The organism is Streptomyces sp. NPDC046862 (assembly GCF_040704615.1).
Lineage (GTDB): Bacteria > Actinomycetota > Actinomycetes > Streptomycetales > Streptomycetaceae > Streptomyces.
The window spans coordinates 58,179-80,903 of sequence record NZ_JBEYXP010000035.1 but is presented as its reverse complement, the minus strand read 5'-3'; the positions used below and the strand labels follow the sequence as shown (position 1 = coordinate 80,903).

The following is a 22,725-nucleotide window of genomic DNA, read 5'->3' as shown; positions in this document are numbered from 1 at the left end:
CTGTTTCCAGGAAGGCAGACAACCGCATGTCCCGCAGGCCCCAGAAGCCGAACCGGCGCACCTCGTCGCCCCGACCGTCCGCGTCGTCACCGAGGGAGTTCCGGCTGCCGGAAAACACGACACCCGCACTTCCCGCCGTCGAGGACTTCGCCGGTCTGGACATGCCCGCGGGGCTGCTGAAAACCCTCACCGAGCAAGGGGTGACCACCCCCTTCCCCATCCAGGCCGCCACGCTGCCCAACTCGCTCGCCGGCCGTGACCTGCTGGGACGGGGGCGCACCGGCTCCGGAAAGACCCTCGCGTTCGGGCTGGCGCTCCTGGCCCGCACGGCCGGACTGCGCGCGGAGGCCAAGGCACCCCTCGCCCTCGTGCTGGTCCCCACCCGTGAACTCGCCCAGCAGGTGGCGGACGCGCTGGCTCCCTACGCGACGGCGGTGAACCTCCGACTGGCCACGGTGGTCGGCGGGCTGTCCATCACCAAGCAGGCCGGTGCGCTCCGGCGCGGCGCCGAGGTGGTCATCGCGACTCCCGGCAGGCTCAACGACCTCGTGGAGCGCGGGGACTGCGTGCTCGGCAGCGTACGCATCACGGTGCTGGACGAAGCCGACCAGATGACCGACATGGGCTTCCTGCCGCAGATCACCAAGCTGATCCGGCAAGTACGGCCCGACGGCCAGCGCATGCTCTTCTCGGCCACCCTTGACCGCAACATCGACCGCCTGGTGCAGCGGTTCCTGACCGACCCCGTGGTGCACTCGGTGGACCCGTCCGCGGGAGCGGTGACCACCATGGAGCACCACGTGCTCCACGTCCAGGACGAGACCGACAAGAAGGCCGTCACCACGCGTATCGCGGCCCGTGACGGCCGGGTCATCCTCTTCCTCGACACCAAGAGGTCCGCCGACCGGCTCGCCAAGCGGCTCCTGGCCGTCGGTGTCCGCGCGGCGGCACTGCACGGAGGCCGCTCCCAGCCGCAGCGGAACCGCACCCTGGAGCAGTTCAAGGACGGTCGGGTCACCGCGCTGGTGGCGACGAACGTCGCGGCCCGGGGCATACACATCGACGACCTCGACCTCGTCGTGAACGTCGATCCCCCCACCGACCACAAGGACTACGTCCACCGGGGCGGCCGCACGGCCCGCGCCGGCGGCTCCGGCAGCGTGGTCACGCTGGTGCTGCCCGAGCAGAAACGTGACGTCACCCGGCTCATGTCGGACGCGGGCATCCGCCCCCGGACGGCCCGCGTCACGTCGAGCGACGCGGAACTGGCCACCATCACCGGCGCCCGCGAGCCGTCCGGCGTGGCCGTCACCATCGAGGTCCCCCAGCCGGCGAAACCGACGGCGTCCCGCCCGGACCGGAAGAACGGCACCAAGCCCGGCAGCAGGTCCGGCCGCCCCCGCCGAAACGGCGGCGGGGACAAGGCGGCGCCGGGTGCTGCCACCAGGACGAGGGGCCGGAACTCCGACCGCCGGGCCGCGGCCGGGGCGACGGCCTCCGGTGGCACCTCGGCGACAGGCGGGCGCGGCTCCGGCCGCCGGGCCGCGGCCGGGGCGACAACGTCCGGTGGCACCTCCGCAACAGGCGGGCGCGGCTCCGGCCGCCGGGCACGGTCCGGCGGCCCCGCCGGCGGGGCCGACCGGCGCACCTGACTCCCGGGGGCTGTGGCGGACCAGGCTTGTCCCCTCCCGCACGGTCTCGTGCCCCGGCCTCGCGGAGCACGAGCCGCCCGGTTCTGATCGGGGCAGGTGACCAGGCGACGGGCCCGAGTACGGCCATGGCGGGCAACCTGTCCCGCGCCCCCGGAGCCGGCGGAGCACCCAGGCACCTGGCGGGCCGCGCGACGTAACCTTGGGGTAACGGTACCCAGCCGACCTCGGCCCTCGGCCCCGTCCGTGCGCCGTTCCCGAGGAGCCGCGCCTAAGGACAGGCTATGAAGCCGCCCCCTTTCACGTACTGCGATCCCGAATCCGTCGATGAGGCCGTCGCGCTCAAGAGCGAGTACGGCGGTGACTCGCTCGTCCTGGCAGGAGGACAGAGCCTTCTCCCCCTGCTCACCATGCGGCTTGCCAGGCCGGCGGCACTGATCGACATCAACGAGATCGGTGACCTGCGGAAGATCGAACGCCGTGCCGACACCCTGGAGGTCGGCGCCGGGGTTCGCCAGTACGAGCTGGAGGACCACTCGCTGGTCGGCGAACTGGTCCCCCTGCTGCCCGACGCCACCGGCTACATCGGCCACATCGAGATCCGCCACCGCGGAACGGTCGGCGGCAGCCTGGCCCACGCCGACCCCGCCGCCGAGCTGCCGTGCACGGCGGTGGCGCTCGACGCGACGGTCGTCGTGCGGGGACCGTCCGACACCCGCACCATTGAGGCGCGGGACTTCTTCCAAGGGCGGATGATCACAGCCCTGGCGCCCCACGAGATCCTCGTCGCCGTCCGCTACCCGGTGACGCCGTGGGCCGCGGGCCACGGCTTCGTGGAGGTGGCACGGCGTGTGGGCGACATGGCGCTCGTCGGCGCCGCCGCGGTGCTGAGCCTCGACGAGGCCGGCCGCTTCGCCTCCGTCTCCGTCGCCGTCTCGGGTGTCTCCGACACTCCGGTGCGCGCCTTCGCGGTGGAGGCCGCGCTGATCGGTGAGGCCCCGACCGAGGAGAACATCGCCAGGGCCGCCGAGGAGATCGTGCCCTGGGTGACCTCGGAAGACAGCCTCCACGCCACGGGCGCCTACCGTCGGCACCTCGGCTCCGTCGTGGTGCGGCGCGCCGTCATCGCGGCCGTGGCGCGCGCCCGTGAGAGGAGCGATGCGAAGTGACGACCTCCACGACCCCCACCGCCGCCCGGTACGGCACCGCCCGCAGGACCGTGACCATGCGTGTCAACGGGCGGGACGTGACCGTCGAGGTGTCGACGCGCACCACGCTCGCGGACTTCCTGCGCGACGAACTCGACCTGGTCAGCGTGCATCTCGGATGCGAGCACGGCGAGTGCGGATGCTGCACCGTCCTCTTCGACGGGCGCTCCGTGCGCTCCTGTCTGATGCTGGCCGTCCAGGCGGACGGGCACGCGGTCGAGACCGTTGAGAGTCTCTCCGCCGACCCGACGGAGCTGCATCCACTCCAGGAGTCCTTCGCCGAGGGGCAGGGGCTCCAGTGCGGCTTCTGCACTCCCGCGATGGTGCTGCGCGCGAAGGAGATCATCGAGACCGGCCGTGAGCTGAGCGATGCCGAGGTACGCCATGAGATCTCCGGGATCCTGTGCCGCTGCACCGGCTACCAGAACATCGTGGGGGCGATCCGGTCCGCCGGAGCCAAGGCCCGCGGCCGCACCGCGGGAGGTCGTGCGTCATGAGCTTCACGTACATCGGCAAGGACCGCAGGCGGGTCGAGGATCCCCGTCTGCTGGTCGGCCGCGGGGGCTACATCGCCGACCTCAAGGTGCCGGGCATGCTGCACGCCGCGGTCCTGCGCAGCCCCGTACCGCACGCGCGCATCACGTCCGTCGACGCCACCGGGGCACTGAGGCTGCCGGGGGTCGTCGCCGTGCTCACCGGCGAGGACTGCAAGGCGACGATGAACCCCTGCATGAGCTTCGGTCCGGCCGCCATCACGCAGTACCCGCTGGCCGTGGACAAGGTCCGCTACGTCGGTGAGGCCGTGGCGGCCGTCGTCGCGGAGAGCAGATACGTCGCCGAGGACGGCGTGGACCTGCTGGAGGCCGGCTACGAGGAACTCCCGCCGGTCACCGATCCGTTGGCGGCCATGGAGCCGGAGTCCGCCCTGCTGCACGAGGAACACGGCAGCAACATCGGCTACGAGCGGACCTTCGAGTTCGGGGACGTGAACGCCGCGTTCGCCGGGGCCGACCTCGTCGTCGAGGACACCCTGCACTGGGGCCGCTGCGCCGGCATGCCGATGGAGACCACGGGCGCGGTGGCCCGGCCCGGCTTCAACGGCGTCCTGGAGATCTACTGCAACTCGCTCAACTTCAGCTACTTCACCTTCCTGATCGCGGCCACCCTGAGAGTTCCGTCCAACAAACTGACGATGAAGCCGGTCCCGGCGGGCGGCAGCTTCGGCAGCAAGCTCGCCGCGCACAAGGTACCCACCCTCGCCGGCTTCCTGGCCGTGCGGACGGGCCGCCCGGTGTCGTACATCGAGGACCGTCTCGACCATCTGACCAACTCCGACCACCACGGCTGCGACCGCTCCTACGAAGCCCGCATGGGCCTCCGCGCCGACGGCACGATCGTCGGCCTCGACATCGACGTCGTCGACGACTACGGCGCCTACATGCAGTTCGGCGTCGGCCACCACGGCAACGCCCTCTCCCAGGTCGTCGGCCCGTACCGGTTCCGCGACGTGAGGTACCGCCTGCGGGCCGTGCTCACCAACAAGTGCCAGCAGGGCGCCTACCGCGGGTTCGGCTCCGAGGTGCACAACTGGGTACTGGAACGGCTGGTCGACCAGGGCGCGGCCAGGCTCGGTCTCGCCCCGGAGGAGATCCGCCGCCGCAACTTCATCCAGCCCGGCCAGTTCCCGTACAAGATCCCCGGCGGCAACCTCTACGACAGCGGTGACTACCCCGCCGTGCTGGACAAGGCACTGACGATGATCGACCTGGGCAGGTGGCGCGCCGAACAGAGACGGCTGCGCGAGGAGGGACGCCGCATCGGCATCGGCCTGGCCACCACCCAGGAGCGCAGCGTCTTCAGCGCCACCGAGTTCTGGTTCCTGGTGGAGAAGCCCACCTTCCCCCTCACCTCCAGCCCCGAGAGCGCGACCGTGACGATCGACCCCACCGGGCAGTTCCAGCTCCTGCTGCACTGCCAGTCGATGTGGGGCAACAGCCCCGAGACGGTGGGCGCCACCGTGCTCGCCGAGGAGTTCGGGATCCCGCCGGAGAGCGTCAATGTCGGTTACGCCGACTCCACACGCGCGCTTCCCAGCACCGGCCCGGGCGGCAGCCGCTACACCGCCATGGTGGCCGGCGCGATCCGGGGCGCGTCGCGCAAGCTACGGGAGAAACTCCTCCGCATCGCGGCGCACACCCTCGAAGTGACCACGGAGGACCTGGAACTCGTCGACGGGCGCGTGCAGGTCAGGAGTGCCCCGGAGACCGGGCTGACCCTCGCCGAACTGGCGGGCACGGCCTACTTCTTCGCGCTCAACCTGCCCGAGGGCGTGACAAGCGGGCTGGAGGAGTCCTACACCTACGACCACCCGTACACGACGCTCCCCGCACCGGACGGCTCGGACCTGGGCGTCTTCTACCCGATCATGGGCCACGCCTGCCACATCGCGGTCGTGGAAGTCGATCCCGACACCGGGATGCCCTCCTTCCTCGACTACGTGGCCGTGCACGACGCCGGAACGATCGTGAACCCCAGAAGCCTGGGCGGCCATGTCAGCGGCGGCGCCACGCAGGGCATCGGGACCACGCTCTACGAGGAGCTGGCCTACGACGAGGACGGGCGGTTCAAGTCCACGACCCTCAGGGACTACCTGATCCCCACCGCGAGCGAGGTCCCGGCGTTCCGCATCGGACACGTCCAGACACCCTCGCCCTTCACCGAGTACGGCATCAAGGGCGGTGGCGAGGGCGGCCGTATGGTGGCCCCGGCGGCCGTGTCGGCGGCCATCGACGACGCTCTGCGGGAGTACGGGATGCGGGTCCGGCGGCTGCCGGTCACGCCCTCGGACATCGTGGCAGCGGTACAGGCCGGCACGCCCCGGAAGGTCGTCCGGACGGGGGCGGGCTGATGTCCGCCACCGCCGCCGAGTTCCACGCGCTCCTCGGTGAGCTTCGGCCCGGGAAGCACGGGTTTCCCGAGGGCCCCGGGCGGTCCCACCCGATCGCCCTCGCCACGCTCGTGGATGTCCGCGGCTCCTCCTACCGCCGCCCGGGCGCCCGGCTGCTGGTGCGCGAGGACGGCAGTACGGTCGGTAACCTCACCGGCGGCTGCCTCGACGCCGAGATCATCGAGGCGGCCGGCGAGGTCGAACGGACCGGGGACGCCCGGAGGCTGAGCTTCGACCTGTCCGCCGACGACGAGGCCGTCCTCGGGTGGGGCATGGGATGCAACGGCGTGCTCGACATCCTCGTCGAACCGGCCGCGTCGGCGCGGGTCTCGGCAGGCGTGATCACGGAAGCGATGTCGGCCCGCCGGCCGGCCGCGCTGCTGACGATCGTTTCCGGTTCGGCCGTCGGGCAGCACTGGTGGCAGACGGGTTCCGCGGGGCCGGCCCGCGGGCCCGAAGGCGCCGGGCCCCCGCCGGACGCGGTCAGGTCCGCCCTCGTCGCGGGCCGCACCGGTCTGGTGACGCTGCCCTCCTCGCGGGGCCGGGGCGAGGAGCAGGCGTTCGTCGAGGTCCTGCAGCCACCACCGCGGCTCGTGGTGTGCGGTGCGGGGGTCGACGCGCTTCCGGTGACCCGCCGCGCCGCGGAGCTCGGCTGGGACGTGTGCGTGGTCGACGACCGGCGCCCCGCGCTGAGCCCCGACCGCTTCCCTCCGGGAACGACACTGATCCTGAGTTCCGCGGGCCCGTCCCGTGAACTGCCTGTGGACGGCAACACCCATGTCGTCGTCATGAGCCACAACTTCCTGAGGGACCGCGACTACCTGGGCGCGGCAATGGCCACCGACGCCCGGTACATCGGGGTACTGGGCCCTCGGAGGCGTCTGCAACGGCTACTCGACGACCTGGGACGCGACGGAGTGGCGCTGACCGGGCGGGACGGGCGGCGTCTGCACGGCCCCGCCGGGCTGGACCTCGGGGCGCAGGGACCGGACGAGATCGCCATCTCGATCATCGCCGAAGTCCTCGCCGCCAGCCGCGGGCGCGACGGTCAGGAACCCGCCGGCCGTCCCTACGCGCTGGATCTCGCGGCAGAGCCCCCCGTCTGAGCCGGCTCAGTGGGGCAGCGGGAGGTCCTGCTCGGTCCAGATGCATTTGCCCTCGTCGTGATGGCGAGTGCCCCAACGCTGGGAGAGAGCGGCCACCAGGTGCAGGCCCCGGCCGCCTTCGTCGTTGTACGTCGCGCGCCGGAGCCGCGGGCTGGTGAGGCTGCCGTCATAGACCTCACAGATCAGCGACCGGCTGTGCATCAGGCGCAGCCGTATGGGGCCGCTGGCATGCCGGACCACGTTGCCGACCAGTTCGCTCACCAGGAGCTCTGTGGTCATGACGAGATCGTCCAGGCCCCAGGCGGCCAGCTGGCCGCGGACGTATTCCCGGGCCTGGCCGGCTGCCCGCGGGTCCTCCGGAAGACCGCACGAGGCGACGTCGTCGGCCGGTGTGCCGCGGGTGTGGACCACGAGGAGGACCGCGTCGTCCTGGGTCTGCTCACGGTTGGGCAGCAAAGCCGGGACAACGGCGTCGCACAGGTCGTCGAGACGTCCGATGTCACCATGCCGGGTGCCGGTCGGGAAATACGAGGTCCGGGCCAGGGCCGAGGCCAGGACCTGCCTGAGCTGGGTCAAGCCCTGGTCGATGTCCCGGGTGGCGGATTCGACGAGGCCGTCCGTGCAGAACACGAGAAGGCTCTCCTCCGGCAGGCGCAGCTCGTGTACCTCGAAGGGGGGTTCGGCGGCACCCAGGGGCGGGTCGGCGGCCAGTTCCGGGACGCGGATGGTCCCGTCGGGGTGGACGACGGCAGGCGGGAGATGACCGGCCAGGGAGAGCGAACACGTACGGGTGACGGGGTCGAACACGGCATAGCAGCAGGTGGCGAACTTGTCGTGGCCGAGGTCGGAGACGAGTTCGCTGAGGTGGCCGAGCACCTCGTCCGGCCCCAGTTCCAGGTCGGCAAGGGTGCGAACCGCCGTGCGCAGCTGCCCCATGATGGCCGCTTCGGCGATGCCGTGCCCCATGACGTCGCCGATCACGATGGCGACCCGATCGCCGGACAGCGGAATCAGGTCGTACCAGTCGCCGCCCACCTCTTCGCCCTGCCCCGCGGGCATGTAGCGGGCGGTGGCGAAGGCGGCCGGCAGGGAGGGCAGTGTCCTGGGGAGCAGACCACGTTGGAGTTGCTGGGCGCGGGTGTGCTCCATGTCGTACAGCCGGGCCCGCTCCAGCGCCTGCGCGATCAGCCCGCTCAATGCGATCAGCAGGGTGCGCTCCTCCTCGCTGAACGAGCGGGGCTGGGAGAAGGAGACGATGCAGCAACCGATCGTGTGCCCGGAGGCGATGAGAGGAAGGAACGCCCAGGCGTTCTTGGCCGACCTGCCGACAAAGTTCTCGAAGCCCGGGAAACGCCGGAGGTATTCGGCCCTGGACTTGAGGAATCCGGGAGTGCGACTGCGGAGCGTTTCGGTGACCGCCATGTGGGTCGTGAGCGGGACCCCGTCGATCTGACGCAGGAATCGCTCTGTGTATCCGACGGATCCGACCACATGCAGTCGGCCGCCCACCAGCGCGTGGACCAGCAGACCGTCGGCGCCGAAGGGCGGCAGGACACGTTCCGCGACGGCCTTCACCACGTCGCTCGATGTGACGGCTTCGGACAGTGCGGCGGTCAGCTCGCTCATCCCGGCGGTCCGCTCGGCCGCGATCCTCCCCCAGCCTCCGGCCGGCTGCTGGGAAACACCCACCTCGCTCCGCTCGTCGGTGGTGTCGACGAAGTAGATCGTCAGGCCGCCGCCCGGCAGGGGAGTCAGGCGGACGTGGTGGACCCGCTGATCGGACGGCCAGTGGAGATCGAAACTGATCGGCTTCCTTTCCCCCGCCGCGCGCCGGCACTGGACTTCGAGAGCGGGTACACGAGCCAGGGGAATGTCCCAGAGAGTGCTGCCCCACAGCGTTCGGCCGGGGCCGAGGAGACGCTCGGCCTCCTTGTTGACGAAGGTGATCCGCCAGTCCTGGGCGACGGCGAGGAAGCCGTCGCCCATGTCACGGAGGGCAGCGACGACCGGGTCGCGCGCGGCCTGTGTGCCGACCGGGCCCCACAGCGTGCCGGTCATGCGGACAGAGGAGCCGTCCCCGCCCGGCACGACGTGGCCACGCGCTCGCACCCACCCGGTGGTGCCGTCGTTGTGGTGCACGCGGTATTCGGTGTCGTACGCCGATCCGCTGTCGAGCGCCTCACTGATGTCGGCGGTGAACGCCGGCAGATCCGCGATGCCCGCGAGGTACCACCACAGGTCCGCGCTCCCGCCGAACACGTGCGGGAACTCGCCGGCCATGTCGATGACCGGTGAAGTGAGCGTTACGGAACCGGTGGCGGCGTCGTAGTCCCAGTGCCTGACAGCGAACGTGCGGGGCGTCTCTCCACTGGACCCGTCACCGGCCCCGTCGGTCGCGGGCTGCTCGATGGGCGCGGACACGCCGCCCGACGGCGTGTCCGGGCGTTGTTCCAGGCGTCTGGTGGCCCACGCCGCCACGGAGGACAGAGAGGACCGCTGCGCGGGATCCGGCTCCCCGGGGTCTGCCATGAGCACGGACAGGGCGCCGAGCGGCCCGCCGGTTCCCAGCAGAGGAACGGCCGCGGTCCGGGAAGCCCCGACCTCCAGGCTGTCCTCGGCACCCCAGACGAGGACACCGCCGCGCAGGGCGCGCGCCGGGGCCACGTCCTCGTCCTCGCGAAGAATCGCCCATGCCTCGGCGTTCTCCGGCGCGAGCCCGCCGACCGCCACCAGGCGCAGCCGATGGGAACGGCGGTCGAGCCAATGCACCAGGCCGCCCAGGCCGCCCAGCTCGGCGATCGCCTGCTGAAGAGCCACGTTCAGTGTCTCGGCCATCGACAGCCCGTGGTCGATGGCTGCCAGCATCCGGAGCCGCATTGCCTCCGACTGCTCGATGCGGCTCCCGGACATCGCGTTCCCAGCCGCCACCCACGTCTCCTGAAAGGTAGCGTGTCAACCTGGCCGTATTGACACTGTAGCCCTGACAGGTTCAGTCACGATCCAGCGAAGTCAACGCCGCCACGGGGCCCTCGCCACACGCCGAGCCACTGCTCGGCGCCGTACGCCTCGAACCGCTCCAGCTCGGTGAACCCGAGCTTCGCCGCGAGGCGCATCGAGCGGACGTTGGCGGTCCGGGTGTAGAGCACCACCGGCTCACCGGGAAGCGCGCCGGCAAACCAGTCGAGTGCCGCTGTGCACGCCTCGGTGGCGTACCCGCGTCCCCACGCCTCCGGCAGGAACATGTAGCCGAGCGCGGTCCCCCCCTCTGGCGAGGCGTCCAGCTCGATGACCACCGCGCGGTCCCGGGCCTCGGACTCGCGGAGTACGAGCCGCTCGGTCCTTATCGGGGCAGGTGGCCAGGCGAGGGGTCTGAGGTCGGTCATGCCGGCCAACCTAACCAGCGGGCTCGGAAACGATCAACGCTCGACAGCGTCCGCCGCCCGGGAGATCCAGGTGGCGGACGCTGTCGTATGGGGGCCGGTGCTAGGACTCCTTGTGTCCCAACAGAATGTCGACGCCTTCCTGGCTGCCGTCCAGCGTGACCGGAGTGGCCACTGGCGGGTAGCCGCTGGCGATCACCGTGTACTGCTCCTTGGAGAGGCCGGTGAAGGTGTAGCTGCCGTCAACGCTCGTGGTGCGCGTCCCTACGACGTTGCCGGCGGCGTCGATCAGCGTGACCCGGGCGTCGTCCAGCGCCCGTCCGTCCAGGGTGTGCACCGTGCCCCGCAGGGTCGCCGCGGCGGACAGCCGGATGTCGCAGCGGGCGGTCTCGGCGGAGACGGTGGCCGGCACGGCGGCCGGGTGGTGGCCGGGCGCGCTGACGCTGAGCGTGTAGTCGCCGGGCAGCAGGTCGCCGATCCGGTAAGTGCCGTCCATCGCGGTGGTGGTGGATGCGGTCACGTCGCCCCGCTGGTCGGTGGCCACCACCAGCGCTCCCGGCAGCGCCTCGCCGTCGCTGCCGCAGACCGTACCGGCCAGGCCGCCCGGGCTGGGCAGGATCACCAGGTCGTGGGAGACGGGCTCTGCGTACAGGGTCAGCGTCACGACCTGTGGCTGGTAGCCGGGCGCCGAGCCGATGAGGACCAGGCTGCCGCGCTCGGCGGTGTCCACGGCGTACGAGCCGTCGTCACCGGAGACGGCGCGGACGAGTTGGCGGCCCGAGTTGTCCAGCAGGGTGATCGCGGTGCCGGGTACGGGTGCGCCTGTACCGTTGCGCACCTGCCCGCGGATCACGGCCGCACCGGCGGGAAGCACGGCCGTGGCGACAGCGGCCGCGTCCGGGGCCGCTGCCTCGGCCTCGGCCTCGGTCTGCGTCTCCGACTCCTCTGCGGGCTCGCTCGCCCTCTTCTTCGCGCGGAACAGCAGCGCCGTCACGATCATGGCGAAGGCGAAGAAGCCTGCCGACCACCAGTAGGCGACCTCGTAGCTGTGCAGCGCCGCGTTCGCCTTGACCAGTGGGTCGGACAGGTGGTCCTTCGCGTAGGCGGTGGCGGCGCTGGCGGCCAGGGTGTTCAGCAGCGCGGTGCTGATCGAACCGCCCACCTGCTGGGTGGTGTTGAGGGCAGCCGAGGCCACACCCTGGTCACTCGCCCGCACGCCCAGGGTGGCGTAGCTCATCGCGGTGGGCATCGCCATGCCGAGCCCCGCGCCCAGCAGCAGCAGTGGCGGCAGCACATGGGCCGCGTAGCTGCTGTGCAGGTCGAGGCGGGTCAGCCAGACCATGCCGCCCACGGCCAGCAGCATGCCGACGGGGACGACGACCTTCGGGCCGATCTTCGGCACCAGCCAGTTGGTGGACAGCTGCGCCAGCACCATCAGCGCGCCGACCATCGGCAGGAAGGCCACGCCGTTCTTCACCGGCGAGTAGCCCAGCGTCGACTGCAGGTAGTAGGTCAGGAAGAGGAAGACGCCGAACATTCCGGCGGACGAGATGAGGATGGTCGACAGGGCGGCGGCGCGGTCGCGGTCGGCCAGGACACGCAGCGGCAGGACGGGGTGCTTCGCCCGGCTCTGCCAGAAGAAGAACGCCACCAGCAACACGGCACCCGCGGCGAGGAAGCCCCAGGTCATCCAGTTGTCCCAGTCGTGTGTCTCCGCGTTGGCGAAACCGTAGACGATGCCGAACAGGCCGCCGGAGACCAGGACGACACCGAGGACGTCCAGCTTCGGACGCTCGGCGGGGACGGAGCGTCCGATGAAGATGATCGCACCGATCACCGCCGGGACCGCGATGACGTCGTTGACGTACAGCGTCCAACGCCAGTCCAGGTACTCGGTGAGCAGACCGCCGAGGACCAGGCCGACGGCCGCGCCGGAGCCGGCGATGGCTCCGAATATGCCGAACGCCCTGGCGCGCTCCTTGGCCTCGGTGAAGGTCGTCGTCAGCAGCGACAGCGCCGCCGGCGCGAGCAGGGCACCGAACAGCCCCTGCACCGCGCGCGCGACGACCAGCATGGTGAAGCCGTTGGCGGCGCCGCCGAGCGTGGAGGCAGCGGCGAAGCCGACCAGGCCGATGATGAAGGTCGTCTTGCGGCCGAAGAGGTCGGCGAGCCGGCCACCGAGCAGCAGCAGGCTGCCGAAGGCCAGGGAGTAGGCGGTGACGATCCACTGCCGGCCGTTGTTGTCGAAGCCCAGGTCCTGCTGGGCGGACGGCAGCGCGATGTTCACGATGGTGGCGTCGAGTACGACCATGAGCTGGGCGAGGCCGATCACGACCAGCGCCCACCATCGGTGCTTGGAAGGGGCTTGGGTCTGACCGGGCGGCCCGGCCTGGGCGGTGGTGGCAGCCGGGATGACTTCCACGGTGGTGCTCCCCTCATAGGGCTCGGATGGCTCAGTTGTTCATCAGCCGCAGGACGGCGGTGTCCATGCGGCGCGACAAGGGTGTGGCCGGACCGCACGGCGCTGTTTGACGGCGGCACCCGGCGTGTTCCGGCATCTGCCGCAGGACTCCGGTCCCAGCCCGGCCAACGCCTCGTGGAGGGCGCTGCCCAGGTCCTCGGTGACGGGCCAGGCGATCTAGTGCTGTCGCGATCTCGCGCAGACCACCGCGCTGCGAGCCGCGACCGGCCGGGCGGACGGGTACGTGACGGTAACGACACCTCGCCAGTCACAGTGGGTGCGCGCGGCACCCGCTAAGCGTTCCCGTCCCAGAGTCGGGCTGCCGCGCCTCGCGCCGCTTGACCCGGCCTCGTCGGTCGTCATGCCTCTCGCCCACTATCGGTCCGAAACGGTTTCGTTCCGCAAATGTAGGCAGAGTGGCAGCGAAACTCAATCGTTTCGTTCCGCGCTTTATCGACTGTGGGGCAGGTCACAGCGGCGCCAGGCTCCGCCCTCTGACGATGACGCCATCTCCACGACGAAGCGCACGTCTCCGGAACCCATACGAAAAGGGCCCCCACAGGCTCTCGCCTGCGAAGACCCTCCGCATCGTCGGGACGACAGGATTTGAACCTGCGACCCCTTGACCCCCAGTCAAGTGCGCTACCAAGCTGCGCCACGTCCCGATGTGCCACCGCGGTCGCCCCGCGTGAGCACGCGCTGAGAACTTTACCGCACGTGGAGGCCCGTCTCGACGGGGGCGTGGGCGCGGGAGAATCGACTCATGAGCGGGACAGGACGTACCAGCGGGACAGAGCGGGCCACGGGCTCGGAGGGCCGGGCCGTCGGGCGGCGTGACCGGGACGAGGAGGGGCGGGCGCGCAACGCTCGGCCGCGGGACGGGCTGGGGCGGCCCCTGCCCTATGACACGGAGGGTGTGGAGCGGCAGCCGGAGGGGGTCGTACGCGGTCCCGAGGACACCGTTGCCGAGGCCCAGGCGCTGCTCGACGCGGGCAAGCCGTTCCACGCGCACGAGGTGTTCGAGGACGCCTGGAAGTCGGGGCCCGACGGGGAACGGGCCCTGTGGCGCGGGCTCGCCCAGCTCGCGGTGGGCCTCACGCACGCCGCCCGGGGGAACACGACGGGCGGGGCGCGCCTGCTGCGGCGTGGGGCCGGGGCCGTGGAGGAGTGGGCGGCGGGGGCCGGGGAGCCGGGGCCGTACGGGATCGACGTGCCAGGGCTCGGCGTCTGGGCGCGGGAGCTGGCCGGGGTCGTGGAGCGCGACGGGACGGTGGTGGACGCCGGGGCGCGGGCGCCGCGTCTGCGTGGAGGTGGGTCGGAGTAGGTCCTCCCCTGTCGAGGGCCCGTGGCCTGCGGTCGAGGGCCGGGGGCCGGTGCCGGACTGTCAGTGGGGTGCGGCAGACTCGGGGCGTGCGAAAGATTCATGTGATCGGTATCGGTGCGGGCGATCCCGACCAGCTGACCCTGCAGGCGGTCAAGGCGCTGAGGAGCACGGACGTGTTCTTCATCCTGGACAAGGGCGAGGTGAAGTCGGACCTCGTCCAGTTGCGCCGCGACATCCTCGACGCACACATAACGGAGGGGACGTACCGGCTGGTCGAGGCGCGCGACCCGGAGCGGGACCGCGGTGCCGGGGGTGCCGCGTACTCCCCCGCCGTCGGCGACTGGCGCAGTGCCCGCGCCGGCATCTACGAGCGGCTCATCGCCGAGGAGCTGGGCGAGGACGAGAGCGGTGCGTTCCTGGTGTGGGGCGACCCCGCGCTGTACGACAGCACCCTCGGGATCCTGGAGGAGGTCCTCGGCCGTGGCGCCGTCACCTTCGAGTACGACGTCGTGCCGGGGATCAGCAGCGTGTCCGCACTCGTGGCCCGGCACCGCACAGGGCTGAACCGGGTGGCCCGGCCCGTCCAGATCACCACGGGGCGCCGGCTCGCCGAGGGGTTCCCCGAGGACGTCGACGACGTGGTGGTCATGCTGGACGCCCACCAGGCCTTCCGGCGGTACGCGGACGAGGACGCGGACATCGACATCTACTGGGGTGCGTACATAGGTACCCCGGACGAGATCCTCGCCTCCGGCCCCCTCGCGGAGACGGCCCCCCGCATCGAACGCCTGCGCGCCGAGGCCCGCGAACGCAAGGGCTGGATCATGGACACGTACCTGCTGCGCAGGCATCCGCGGGGACAGGGCGGCACCGGAGAGCCGGGCCTCTGAGGAAAGCCGGGGAAAACCAGGGGAGCCGGGGGAGCCGGGGAATACCGCGGCGGCCGGGCGCCCGGCACCTGACACCGCCACCCGCCACCCGCCACCGTCACCGTCACGGCGGGTCGATGCCGAGCCGGGACAGAGCCCCGCGTACGTCCGGTACCGCGGACACTCCCGGCGGCAGCGGTGGCCGCCGTACCACGACGACCGGCAACCCGAGATCGCGGGCGGCCACGAGCTTCGCCGCCGTCGCCTCTCCCCCGCTGTCCTTGGTGACGAGGACGTCGATGCGGTGCTCGCGCAGCAGTTCCCGCTCGCCGTCGACCGTGAACGGGCCGCGTGCCAGCAGGACGTCCGTGTGGGGTGGCAGCGGCGGCTCGGGCGCCTCCACGGACCGTACGAGGAAACGCTGAGCGGTCAGGCCTGCGAAGGCCGCCAGGCCCAGACGGCCGGTGGTGAGGAAGACACGATGACCGAGGGAGGGCAGGAGTGCGGCGGCCTCGGTGAGGGAGCCCACCGGGTGCCAGCGGTCGCCGGGGCCCGGGCGCCAGCCGGGGCGGCGCAGGACCACGGCCGGAACGCCGGTGGCCGCCGCGGCGTGCGCCGCGTTCGCGGTGATGGCGGCGGCGAAGGGATGCGTGGCGTCGACGACCGCGTCGACCTCGTGCTCGCGCAGCCAGGCCGCCAGGCCCTCGGTTCCGCCGAAACCCCCGATCCGTACGTCTCCGGCCTGCGCCTGAGGACGTGACACCCGCCCGGCGAGGGAGGTGGTCACCCGCACATCGGGGCGTGCCGCGAGCGAGGCGGCGAGTTCGCGCGCCTCGGTGGTACCGCCCAGGACGAGGACGTGGAAACCCTCGCGCACGGGCGGGCGGAGGTCGTCGTGATGGGGGTGATGCTGGTGAGGGCTCGGAGGCATGACGTCGAGCGTACGAGCCCGTCAGCGGACCAGGAGCTGCACTCCGCCCACCACCGTCGCCGCGATGACGAGTTGCTCGAAGAGGCGCTGGTTGATGCGGTTCACCGCCCACTTGCCGAGGAACGCCCCCGGCACCACGAACAGGGCCAGAGCCGCGTCGAGAAGGAGCGAGGATCCGTCGATCAGGCCGAGGCCGGCGCTGAAGGGCACCTTGGACACGTTCACGATGAGGAAGAAGAAGGCGGACGTTCCCAGGAAGCCCAGCTTCCGGAAGCCTGCCGAGAGCAGGTACATCGACATCACGGGGCCGCCGGCGTTCGCGACCATCGTGGTGAAGCCGCCGAGGACACCGTAGGACCGGGCCTTGACGCGGCCCGCCCGTGTGGTCACCGCGTCGGGGTCCTGCTCCTTCTCGGCGGTGCGGCGGCGCCACACCGTGACCGCCGCCATCATCAGCAGGATCGCCCCGATCGAGGTCCGTACGATCCCGTCGTCCGCCCACAGCAGGAACACCGTGCCGAGGAGGACGCCCGCGCCGACGGCGGGGAACAGCCGCCAGAGGGTGGGCCAGTGGGCGTGCCGCCGGTAGGTCAGCACCGCGAGGACGTCCCCGACGATCAGGATCGGCAGCAGGACGCCGGTCGACGCCCGGGCGGGCAGGACGGCCGCGAAGATCGCGAGGCTGACCGTGTTGGCACCGCTCACGGCGGTCTTCGAGAAGCCGACGAGCAGGGCCGCGAAGGCCAGCGCGGCGAATCCGGCGGGGGTTACGTGCCACAGCGTCATCGTGTTCATGCGGGCACCGATGCTATGCGCACCTATCTCCGGGCGACAGGACCGTCTCGACAGGTGGCCCGTACCGGCGTTCAGAATCGGCCGTCGGGTCCGGGCCGGTCCATCAGGTCCGGTTTCCGCGGTCGCGCTTGCGCCCTGGCCACGCACCGTGGACCGCCGCCCGGCTCCCTGGGAAGATCGCCCGGGAACCTTCGCCGACGCAGCTGGAGGAGACATGGCCGACGCGCGCGAGCACACCGTCCGCGGCACCAGGGGAAGCGTCGTGGCCCGGGAGTGGCCACGCGAACGGCCGCGATACGTGGCGCTGCTGGTGCACGGTTACGGGGAGCACATCGGCCGGTACGAGTACGTCGCCGACGTGCTCACCGCCCACGGCGCCGCCGTGTTCGGGCCCGACCACATGGGCCACGGCAGGTCGGCGGGCGACCGGGTGCTGATCGAGGACTTCGAGGACGTGGTCACCGACGTGCACGCGGTGGAGGAACTGGCCCGGGCCGCGCATCCCGGGGTGCCGGTCGTGCTGATCGGGCACTCCATGGGCGGGCTCATCGCGGCGCGGTACGCCCAGCGGTACGGTGGCGGGCTCGCCGCGCTCGTCCTGTCCGGGCCGGTGCTCGGCGTCTGGGAGCTGCCGCGCATGCTTCTCGCGTACGACGAGCTGCCGGACGTGCCGATCGACACGAGCCTGCTGTCCCGCGACCCGGAGGTCGGCACGGTGTACGCGGCCGACCCGCTGGTGTGGCACGGCCCGTTCAAGCGGCCGACGTTGGAGGCGATCGTCCGCACACTGGAGACGATCTCCAAGCACGGGGACGTCGGCGGGCTCCCCCTGCTGTGGGTGCACGGCGACGACGACAGGATCGTGCCGCTGTCCGGCAGCCGTACGGGCATCGAGGAACTACGGGGCTCCGACTGGACGGAGCGTGTCTATCCGGGCGCCCGGCACGAGGTGTTCAACGAGACCAACAAGGACGAGGTGCTGGCGGACGTGACCGGGTTCGTGGATCGGGTCCTGCTGAACTGAACCCCCTCCCCCGCCGCCCCTACCGCATGGACACCGCGGAGGGCGTGCCGAAGCGGACGGTGACGCCCGGCGAGTAGAGCACGCTGACCGGCGGCTCCGTCATGGGCGGCAGGCCGGCGGCGGTGAGCAGGCCGTCGTCCAGGTCGAGCAGTTCGGCCCGGTGCAGCGGCCACGGCGCGTGCTCGTTGGGCAGGTGGACCGTCCGGCGGTGCCAGGTGACGTGCAGGCCCCAGCGGGCGGTGAGGAACTGTTCCAGCGGGGTGGGCCGCGCTATGGGGGCACCGGTCCTCACCACGGTGTGGCTCACCGGTCCCGGGCCGCCGCCCGCGGACCGTCGCCGACTGCTGGTGTAGGTGATCACGTCGTGCTCGCGGCGCAGGCGCATCCTCGACCACGTGTAGGGCAGGCGTACGCCGAGCCGGCCCACCAGGACGGGGACGAGCCGGGCCGCGTCCAGGGAGCGGAACACGACGCCGCGTCTGCCGTGGTCGTCCACCGAGTACAGCCGAACGTTCGTCTCGCAGAACGTTCCGAGGTACGGCAGGCCGGGGCCCGGCCCCAGGCCCACGCCGCGCATCAGGAAGGGGACCAGACCGACGTAGGTGACCCCGTCGAGGGTGTCCGGGCGGGTGCCGGGCGGCATGAGCCCGGCCACCCGGTCGGGGTCCACCGGCCAGTGCAGGAACGTCAGTTCGTGCCAGCCCTGCACGAGCGTCGGCCGCCGCACGGGCCGCGGCGTGGACAGGGTGATCGGCTCGGTCTCCATGGCCACACCTTTTAGCACGGCCACCTCAGCGGGCTCGCACGGCCACCTCACCGGGCGGCACGGCCGTCCCACCGGGCGCACGGCCATCCCACCAGGACGTTCGCCGATCCCGTGTGTCAGGCCGCGGTGTATCCGAGCTGGCGCCTCATGTAGGGGGTCATGAGGGTCTTCGACTTGGCGAGTGTGGTGGTGCGGCTGCCGAGGACCGCGGTCTCGCCGCCCGGCACGGGCACCATGGTCACCCCGTCCGCCGGGCCGAAGGGCACGATGAGCGGGGTGCGGTGGATCGCCCGGTAGAAGCGGGGCTCCTTGCGGTGCTTGCCGGAACTCTGCAGGTAGGCGCGGATGTTCCAGGCGGCGAGGTCCGCCTGGGCGAGCGCGGCAGGGGTGATCTTGAGCTCGGTCGCGTCGTTGACGTCGCCGACCGCGAACACGTCCACATGCCCGTCGACCCGCAGTGTCCGGTCGACCTTCACGTGCCCGGCCGGGTTCAGCCAGGCGCCGTGCCCGCCCAGCCGCAGCCAGAGCGTGTTGGGGGTGGTGCCGGTCGCCCAGTAGGAGAGGTCGGCTTCGATGACGGTGCCGCGCGCGTCGCGGTAGGTGCCGAAGTCGTTGCCGGGGGACATGAAGGAGTCGAGCCGCACCTCCACGTCGTGGGCCTCCAGCCAGGCGCGCGCCTTGCGGCCGGCCCGCGCGCTGCCCGTGCCGTTGAGGAGCGTCGGACCGGCGTGGGCCAGCGTGACCCGGGCGTCGGGGCGGGCCAGGCGTATCTCGGCGCTGAGCTCGACGCCGGAGGGTCCGCCGCCGACGACGAGGACGTGTTCGGCGCGGGCGACGCTCCGCTGGTGCTCGGCGAACGACTTGGCCGCCTCCTCGGTGGTGGAGCCGGTGAAGCGCGCCGGTTCGGGGTAGTCGGCGCCGGTGGCGATCACCACCACGTCGTACGGGAGCCGCTCGCCCGTGGCCAGCACCACCTGCCGCTCGGTGGTGTCGATGCGGACCGCCTTGCCCACGGCCACGCGGCCGTTGCGCAGGAGCCGGTCGTACGGAATGAAGGGGGCCACCGTCCAGGCGCGGTGCACGCCCGCGCGCAGGGAGGCGATGCGGTGGAAGAAGACCTCCTTGCGGTCCACCAGCGTGACCCGTGCCGCCCCGTCCAGCCGTTTCGCGAGCCGGACGCCCGCATAGCCGCCGCCGATCACCACTACGTCGCCGTCATGCACACCTGTTCTCCTGTGCTGTGTGGGGGGAGCGAGTGGCACCGCGGGCGGGCCGCTGTCGGACACTCGACTGCCGGTGAGCGTAACGCTTGAGACTTAAAGATTTTCGCCGAGCCGCGTGTGGGTTCTGTGAAGCGGCGGCGCGAGGGCCGGCGCATGCCCTGGCACGGCCGGAATCACGGCGGCCCCTCCCCGGGGGGAAGCCGTGTTTTCCCCCATCCGTCCTGGGCACCCGCGCCCGCATGGAGTGGTTGCGGAGTGCGGCCTGCGTGGACGAGGACCCCGATCTGTTCTTCCCCGTGGGTTCCTCGGGCCCGGCCCTCAGGGACATCGCCGCCGCCAAGCGCGTCTGTGCCCGCTGTCCGGTGATCAGCCAGTGCCTGTCCTGGGCGCTCAGCAGCGGACAGACGACGGGCGTGTGGGGCGGCCTGTGCGAGGAGGAACGCGCCGCGCTGCTCCGTATCGCGAGGCCCGCCGAGGACATCGCCAGGCCCGCCGAGAACACAGTCACGGCCCGCTACGAGACGATGAGGAGTAACGCACGATGACAGCAGTGACGAGTACGCTCCCCGAGCCCGCCCTCCGGGCCACCGGGGAGGCCCTGCAGGACACCCTGGTGGATCTGCTCGGACTCTCACTCATCGGGAAGCAGGCCCACTGGAACATCGTGGGCCCGAGGTTCCGTTCGATCCACCTCCAGCTCGACGAGGTGGTGGACACGGCCCGCGGTTACGCCGACACGGTGGCCGAGCGTGCGGCGGCACTGGGCATCGCCCCCGACGGCCGCCCGGAGACCGTCGCGACGCGGTTCGCCCTGCAGGGCCCGAAGGACGGGTGGCTGCGGGACACCGAGGTCGTACGGCTGCTCGTCGAGGTGCTGGAGGAGGCCATCGGGCGGCTTCGCACGCGGATCGAGACGACCGAGCACTCCGACCGGGTCACCCAGGACCTGCTGATCTCCCTCACCGCCGAGCTGGAGAAGCAGCGCTGGATGTTCCAGGCCGAGGACTGGCCGCGCGAGGGCTGAGTCCGACGCCAGAGGTGCAGCACGAAAGGGGCACCCCATGACCGACGCCCTTGAACTCGACGCGCTGTGGGACGAGTTCCACCGCGTGGTGAACATGACGTCCCAGGAACTGGCGGCCTGGCTGCGGGTCCGCGACGCCGGCGAGGACGAGGAACCGCTGCCCGAGCAGGCGGGCACGGACACCGGGCAGCACGTCCTGGCGATCCTGCAGAAGCGGCGCACGGACCTCACCGACGACGACATCCGCGTGATGTACGAGGTGGTGGACACGGTCACCGCGCAGCAGGACGAGGAGGACGAGCCGGAGGCCGAGGACACCGGCCGCCGCCACCGGCTGATGACCCTGGGCCACGACCCGCTCAAGCCGCCCCAGTAGCCGCGGCGTCGCGGAAAGCAGGCGGAAAGGAGCGGGATCATGGGCCGGAACCGTGTGGTCGAAGAACTCGTCGCCGCTCAGGGACGGACGTACGCCGAGGAGGCGGGCATCAGGCTCCGGGACACCCCGCAGCCGCTGTACCGCCTGCTCGTGCTGGCCTGTCTGCTGAGCGCCCGGATCCGCGCCTCCGTCGCCGTCGAGGCCGCGCGTGCGCTGTACGACGCCGGGATGCGCGATCCGCGCGCCATGGCGGACGCCACCTGGCAGCAGCGGGTCGACGCGCTCGGCCGCGGCGGCTACCGCCGGTACGACGAGCGCACGGCCACCCAGCTCGGCGAGGGCGCCGAACTGGTGCGGGAGCGCTGGGGAGGCGACCTGCGGCGTCTGCGGAAGGAGGCCGACGGGGACGTCGCCGAACTGGGCCGTCTGCTGCGGCAGGTGCCCGGCATGGGCCCGGCCGGCGTCTCCATCTTCCTGCGGGAGGTCCAGCGGGTCTGGCCCGAAGTGGCGCCCTACCTCGACGAGAAGGCGCTGTCGGGCGCCCGCCGGCTCGACCTCCCCGACGATCCGGAGGAGCTGGTCGGGCAGGCCCGCGACACCGAACCGGCCGTTCTGGCGGCCGCGTTGGTGCGGGTGGCGCTGGACACGAAGCTGGCCGAGGACTGTCTGCGCCGCGCCGCGTAAACGGCTGCCGCACGGCGCACCGCGGATGACACACTGCTCGCGCGCCCCCGCCGGGACGACCCGGCGGGGGCAACTATCGTGCCGAGCAGAGGAGTTGCCGTATGACCGGGACGGAGCCCGCCGCTCTCTCGAACGGACACCCCATCGACACGAGCCGGCCGCATCCGGCGCGCGTGTACGACTGGTACCTCGGCGGCAAGGACAACTATCCGGCCGACCAGCGGCTGGGGCAGCACATCATGTCGATCGACGGGGGCGCCGTGCGGGCGGCGCGGAGCAACCGCTGGTTCATGCAGCGGGCCACGCGCTTCCTGGTCCGGGAGACGGGGATCCGCCAGTTCCTCGACGTCGGCACGGGCATCCCGACGGAGCCCAACCTCCACCGGATCGCTCAGGGGTCGGCGCCCGAGTCACGGGTGGTCTACGTCGACAACGACCCGATCGTGCTCGCTCAGAGCGGGGCACTGCTGCACGGGACTCCCGAGGGCGCATGCGCGTACGTCCAGGCCGACGCGCGAGAACCGCGGAGGATCCTCGACGAGGCGCGGCGCGTCCTCGACTTCGACCGGCCCGTCGCCCTCTCGCTCATCGCCCTCCTGCACTTCGTCGCGGACGAGGACGGCGCGTACCAACTGGTGGACACCCTGATGGGGGCGTTGGCGCCGGGCAGTTGCCTGGTGCTGTCCATGATGACGGCCGACTTCGACCCCGTGACGGTCCAGCGGGGCATCGACACCTACCGGGCGGGGGGTGTGACCCTGGTGGCCCGCTCCCGAGGTGAGGTCGGCCGGTTCTTCGCGGAACTCGACCTGGTCCGCCCGGGGATCGTGTCGGTGACCGAGTGGCGCCCGGACCTCGCCGAGGACGAGACCCCCGAGGGGGAGAGCCGAGAAGGGGAGAGTCCCGAGGGGAAGGGCCCCGTCTCCCTGTACGGCGGGGTGGGCGTCAAGCGCTGACC

20 protein-coding genes and 1 tRNA gene are annotated in these 22,725 nt (G+C 71.6%); 13 read left to right on the top strand and 8 right to left on the bottom strand.

Translation table 11 applies throughout. The annotated features are described in order from the left end of the window. Window positions 1-26: 26 nt before the first annotated feature. The 5 genes from AB0959_RS32780 to AB0959_RS32760 all read left to right on the top strand — a co-directional run bounded on the left by AB0959_RS32780 (window position 27) and on the right by AB0959_RS32760 (window position 6,910). Window positions 27-1,652, top strand: a complete 1,626-nt coding sequence (locus tag AB0959_RS32780) for a DEAD/DEAH box helicase (protein WP_366830324.1) — start codon at window positions 27-29, stop codon at window positions 1,650-1,652. Between the two features lie 281 nt (window positions 1,653-1,933). After that, window positions 1,934-2,818 (top strand): FAD binding domain-containing protein, encoded by an 885-nt coding sequence (locus AB0959_RS32775; RefSeq protein ID WP_366830323.1) that lies wholly within the window; start codon window positions 1,934-1,936, stop codon window positions 2,816-2,818. After that, the gene (locus AB0959_RS32770) at window positions 2,815-3,354 is read left to right on the top strand and encodes a (2Fe-2S)-binding protein (protein ID WP_366830322.1); all 540 of its coding nucleotides are present in this window, start codon (window positions 2,815-2,817) and stop codon (window positions 3,352-3,354) included. Before AB0959_RS32775 ends, AB0959_RS32770 begins: the two co-directional genes overlap by 4 nt. Then, on the top strand, window positions 3,351-5,765 hold the full coding sequence (locus AB0959_RS32765; protein WP_366830321.1) for a xanthine dehydrogenase family protein molybdopterin-binding subunit: 2,415 nt from the start codon (window positions 3,351-3,353) through the stop codon (window positions 5,763-5,765). The genes AB0959_RS32770 and AB0959_RS32765 overlap by 4 nt, the downstream gene beginning before the upstream one ends. Beyond that, the gene (locus AB0959_RS32760) at window positions 5,765-6,910 is read left to right on the top strand and encodes an XdhC/CoxI family protein (protein WP_366830320.1); all 1,146 of its coding nucleotides are present in this window, start codon (window positions 5,765-5,767) and stop codon (window positions 6,908-6,910) included. The genes AB0959_RS32765 and AB0959_RS32760 overlap by 1 nt, the downstream gene beginning before the upstream one ends. Before the next feature lie 6 nt (window positions 6,911-6,916). On the opposite strand, the gene AB0959_RS32755 is transcribed toward AB0959_RS32760, so the two are convergent. From AB0959_RS32755 to AB0959_RS32740, 4 genes are all read right to left on the bottom strand, one after another. Then, window positions 6,917-9,838, bottom strand: coding sequence for a SpoIIE family protein phosphatase (locus AB0959_RS32755; RefSeq protein WP_366830319.1), 2,922 nt, complete (start codon window positions 9,836-9,838; stop codon window positions 6,917-6,919). A gap of 65 nt (window positions 9,839-9,903) precedes the next feature. Continuing rightward, entirely contained in the window at window positions 9,904-10,293 is a 390-nt protein-coding gene (locus tag AB0959_RS32750; RefSeq protein WP_366830318.1) for a GNAT family N-acetyltransferase, read from the bottom strand. Between the two features lie 100 nt (window positions 10,294-10,393). After that, window positions 10,394-12,712: an MFS transporter gene (locus tag AB0959_RS32745; protein ID WP_366830317.1), complete on the bottom strand. Its 2,319-nt coding sequence runs from the start codon at window positions 12,710-12,712 to the stop codon at window positions 10,394-10,396. Window positions 12,713-13,342: 630 nt separating this feature from the next. Further along, window positions 13,343-13,416, bottom strand: a tRNA-Pro gene (locus AB0959_RS32740). 98 nt (window positions 13,417-13,514) lie between these two features. Here AB0959_RS32740 and AB0959_RS32735 point away from each other — a divergent pair. Next, window positions 13,515-14,075, top strand: a complete 561-nt coding sequence (locus AB0959_RS32735; RefSeq protein ID WP_366830316.1) for a DUF309 domain-containing protein — start codon at window positions 13,515-13,517, stop codon at window positions 14,073-14,075. Window positions 14,076-14,161: 86 nt separating this feature from the next. After that, window positions 14,162-14,965: a precorrin-6A synthase (deacetylating) gene (gene cobF / locus AB0959_RS32730; RefSeq protein WP_366830315.1), complete on the top strand. Its 804-nt coding sequence runs from the start codon at window positions 14,162-14,164 to the stop codon at window positions 14,963-14,965. A 103-nt stretch (window positions 14,966-15,068) separates the two neighbouring features. Here cobF and AB0959_RS32725 read toward each other — a convergent pair whose 3' ends face one another. Both AB0959_RS32725 and AB0959_RS32720 read right to left on the bottom strand, forming a co-directional pair. After that, complete coding sequence (locus tag AB0959_RS32725; RefSeq protein WP_366830314.1) at window positions 15,069-15,875, bottom strand: cobalt-precorrin-6A reductase; 807 nt, start codon at window positions 15,873-15,875, stop codon at window positions 15,069-15,071. A gap of 21 nt (window positions 15,876-15,896) precedes the next feature. Beyond that, entirely contained in the window at window positions 15,897-16,670 is a 774-nt protein-coding gene (locus AB0959_RS32720; RefSeq protein ID WP_366830313.1) for a sulfite exporter TauE/SafE family protein, read from the bottom strand. Between the two features lie 214 nt (window positions 16,671-16,884). On the opposite strand from AB0959_RS32720, the gene AB0959_RS32715 reads away from it, so the two are divergent. After that, on the top strand, window positions 16,885-17,694 hold the full coding sequence (locus AB0959_RS32715) for a lysophospholipase (protein WP_366830312.1): 810 nt from the start codon (window positions 16,885-16,887) through the stop codon (window positions 17,692-17,694). Between the two features lie 19 nt (window positions 17,695-17,713). Here AB0959_RS32715 and AB0959_RS32710 read toward each other — a convergent pair whose 3' ends face one another. Then, entirely contained in the window at window positions 17,714-18,460 is a 747-nt protein-coding gene (locus AB0959_RS32710; RefSeq protein WP_366830311.1) for a DUF2071 domain-containing protein, read from the bottom strand. Between the two features lie 116 nt (window positions 18,461-18,576). Then, on the bottom strand, window positions 18,577-19,683 hold the full coding sequence (locus tag AB0959_RS32705) for an FAD-dependent oxidoreductase (RefSeq protein ID WP_366830310.1): 1,107 nt from the start codon (window positions 19,681-19,683) through the stop codon (window positions 18,577-18,579). 239 nt (window positions 19,684-19,922) lie between these two features. Here AB0959_RS32705 and AB0959_RS32700 point away from each other — a divergent pair, with 239 nt between their 5' ends. From AB0959_RS32700 to AB0959_RS32680, 5 genes are all read left to right on the top strand, one after another. After that, entirely contained in the window at window positions 19,923-20,228 is a 306-nt protein-coding gene (locus AB0959_RS32700; protein WP_366830309.1) for a WhiB family transcriptional regulator, read from the top strand. Beyond that, on the top strand, window positions 20,225-20,707 hold the full coding sequence (locus tag AB0959_RS32695; protein ID WP_366830308.1) for a DNA starvation/stationary phase protection protein: 483 nt from the start codon (window positions 20,225-20,227) through the stop codon (window positions 20,705-20,707). Before AB0959_RS32700 ends, AB0959_RS32695 begins: the two co-directional genes overlap by 4 nt. Before the next feature lie 37 nt (window positions 20,708-20,744). Further along, a complete protein-coding gene (locus tag AB0959_RS32690; RefSeq protein WP_366830307.1) occupies window positions 20,745-21,083 on the top strand; it encodes a DUF3140 domain-containing protein in 339 nt (112 codons plus the stop codon). 39 nt (window positions 21,084-21,122) lie between these two features. Beyond that, window positions 21,123-21,767, top strand: coding sequence for an endonuclease (locus AB0959_RS32685; RefSeq protein ID WP_366830306.1), 645 nt, complete (start codon window positions 21,123-21,125; stop codon window positions 21,765-21,767). Window positions 21,768-21,868: 101 nt separating this feature from the next. Further along, complete coding sequence (locus AB0959_RS32680) at window positions 21,869-22,723, top strand: SAM-dependent methyltransferase (protein ID WP_366830305.1); 855 nt, start codon at window positions 21,869-21,871, stop codon at window positions 22,721-22,723. The last annotated feature ends 2 nt before the right edge of the window (window positions 22,724-22,725 follow it).

Excerpts from the sequence above, each read along its gene's own strand:
- AB0959_RS32735 (WP_366830316.1), top strand. The coding sequence starts at position 13,515 with ATGAGCGGGACAGGACGTACCAGCGGGACAGAGCGGGCCACGGGCTCG.
- AB0959_RS32685 (WP_366830306.1), top strand. The coding sequence starts at position 21,123 with ATGGGCCGGAACCGTGTGGTCGAAGAACTCGTCGCCGCTCAGGGACGG.
- AB0959_RS32700 (WP_366830309.1), top strand. The coding sequence starts at position 19,923 with ATGGAGTGGTTGCGGAGTGCGGCCTGCGTGGACGAGGACCCCGATCTG.
- AB0959_RS32750 (WP_366830318.1), bottom strand. The coding sequence starts at position 10,293 with ATGACCGACCTCAGACCCCTCGCCTGGCCACCTGCCCCGATAAGGACC.
- AB0959_RS32720 (WP_366830313.1), bottom strand. The coding sequence starts at position 16,670 with ATGAACACGATGACGCTGTGGCACGTAACCCCCGCCGGATTCGCCGCG.
- AB0959_RS32695 (WP_366830308.1), top strand. The coding sequence starts at position 20,225 with ATGACAGCAGTGACGAGTACGCTCCCCGAGCCCGCCCTCCGGGCCACC.
- AB0959_RS32760 (WP_366830320.1), top strand. The coding sequence starts at position 5,765 with ATGTCCGCCACCGCCGCCGAGTTCCACGCGCTCCTCGGTGAGCTTCGG.
- AB0959_RS32765 (WP_366830321.1), top strand. The coding sequence starts at position 3,351 with ATGAGCTTCACGTACATCGGCAAGGACCGCAGGCGGGTCGAGGATCCC.
- AB0959_RS32780 (WP_366830324.1), top strand. The coding sequence starts at position 27 with ATGTCCCGCAGGCCCCAGAAGCCGAACCGGCGCACCTCGTCGCCCCGA.
- AB0959_RS32710 (WP_366830311.1), bottom strand. The coding sequence starts at position 18,460 with ATGGAGACCGAGCCGATCACCCTGTCCACGCCGCGGCCCGTGCGGCGG.
- AB0959_RS32725 (WP_366830314.1), bottom strand. The coding sequence starts at position 15,875 with ATGCCTCCGAGCCCTCACCAGCATCACCCCCATCACGACGACCTCCGC.
- AB0959_RS32715 (WP_366830312.1), top strand. The coding sequence starts at position 16,885 with ATGGCCGACGCGCGCGAGCACACCGTCCGCGGCACCAGGGGAAGCGTC.
- AB0959_RS32775 (WP_366830323.1), top strand. The coding sequence starts at position 1,934 with ATGAAGCCGCCCCCTTTCACGTACTGCGATCCCGAATCCGTCGATGAG.
- AB0959_RS32690 (WP_366830307.1), top strand. The coding sequence starts at position 20,745 with ATGACCGACGCCCTTGAACTCGACGCGCTGTGGGACGAGTTCCACCGC.
- AB0959_RS32680 (WP_366830305.1), top strand. The coding sequence starts at position 21,869 with ATGACCGGGACGGAGCCCGCCGCTCTCTCGAACGGACACCCCATCGAC.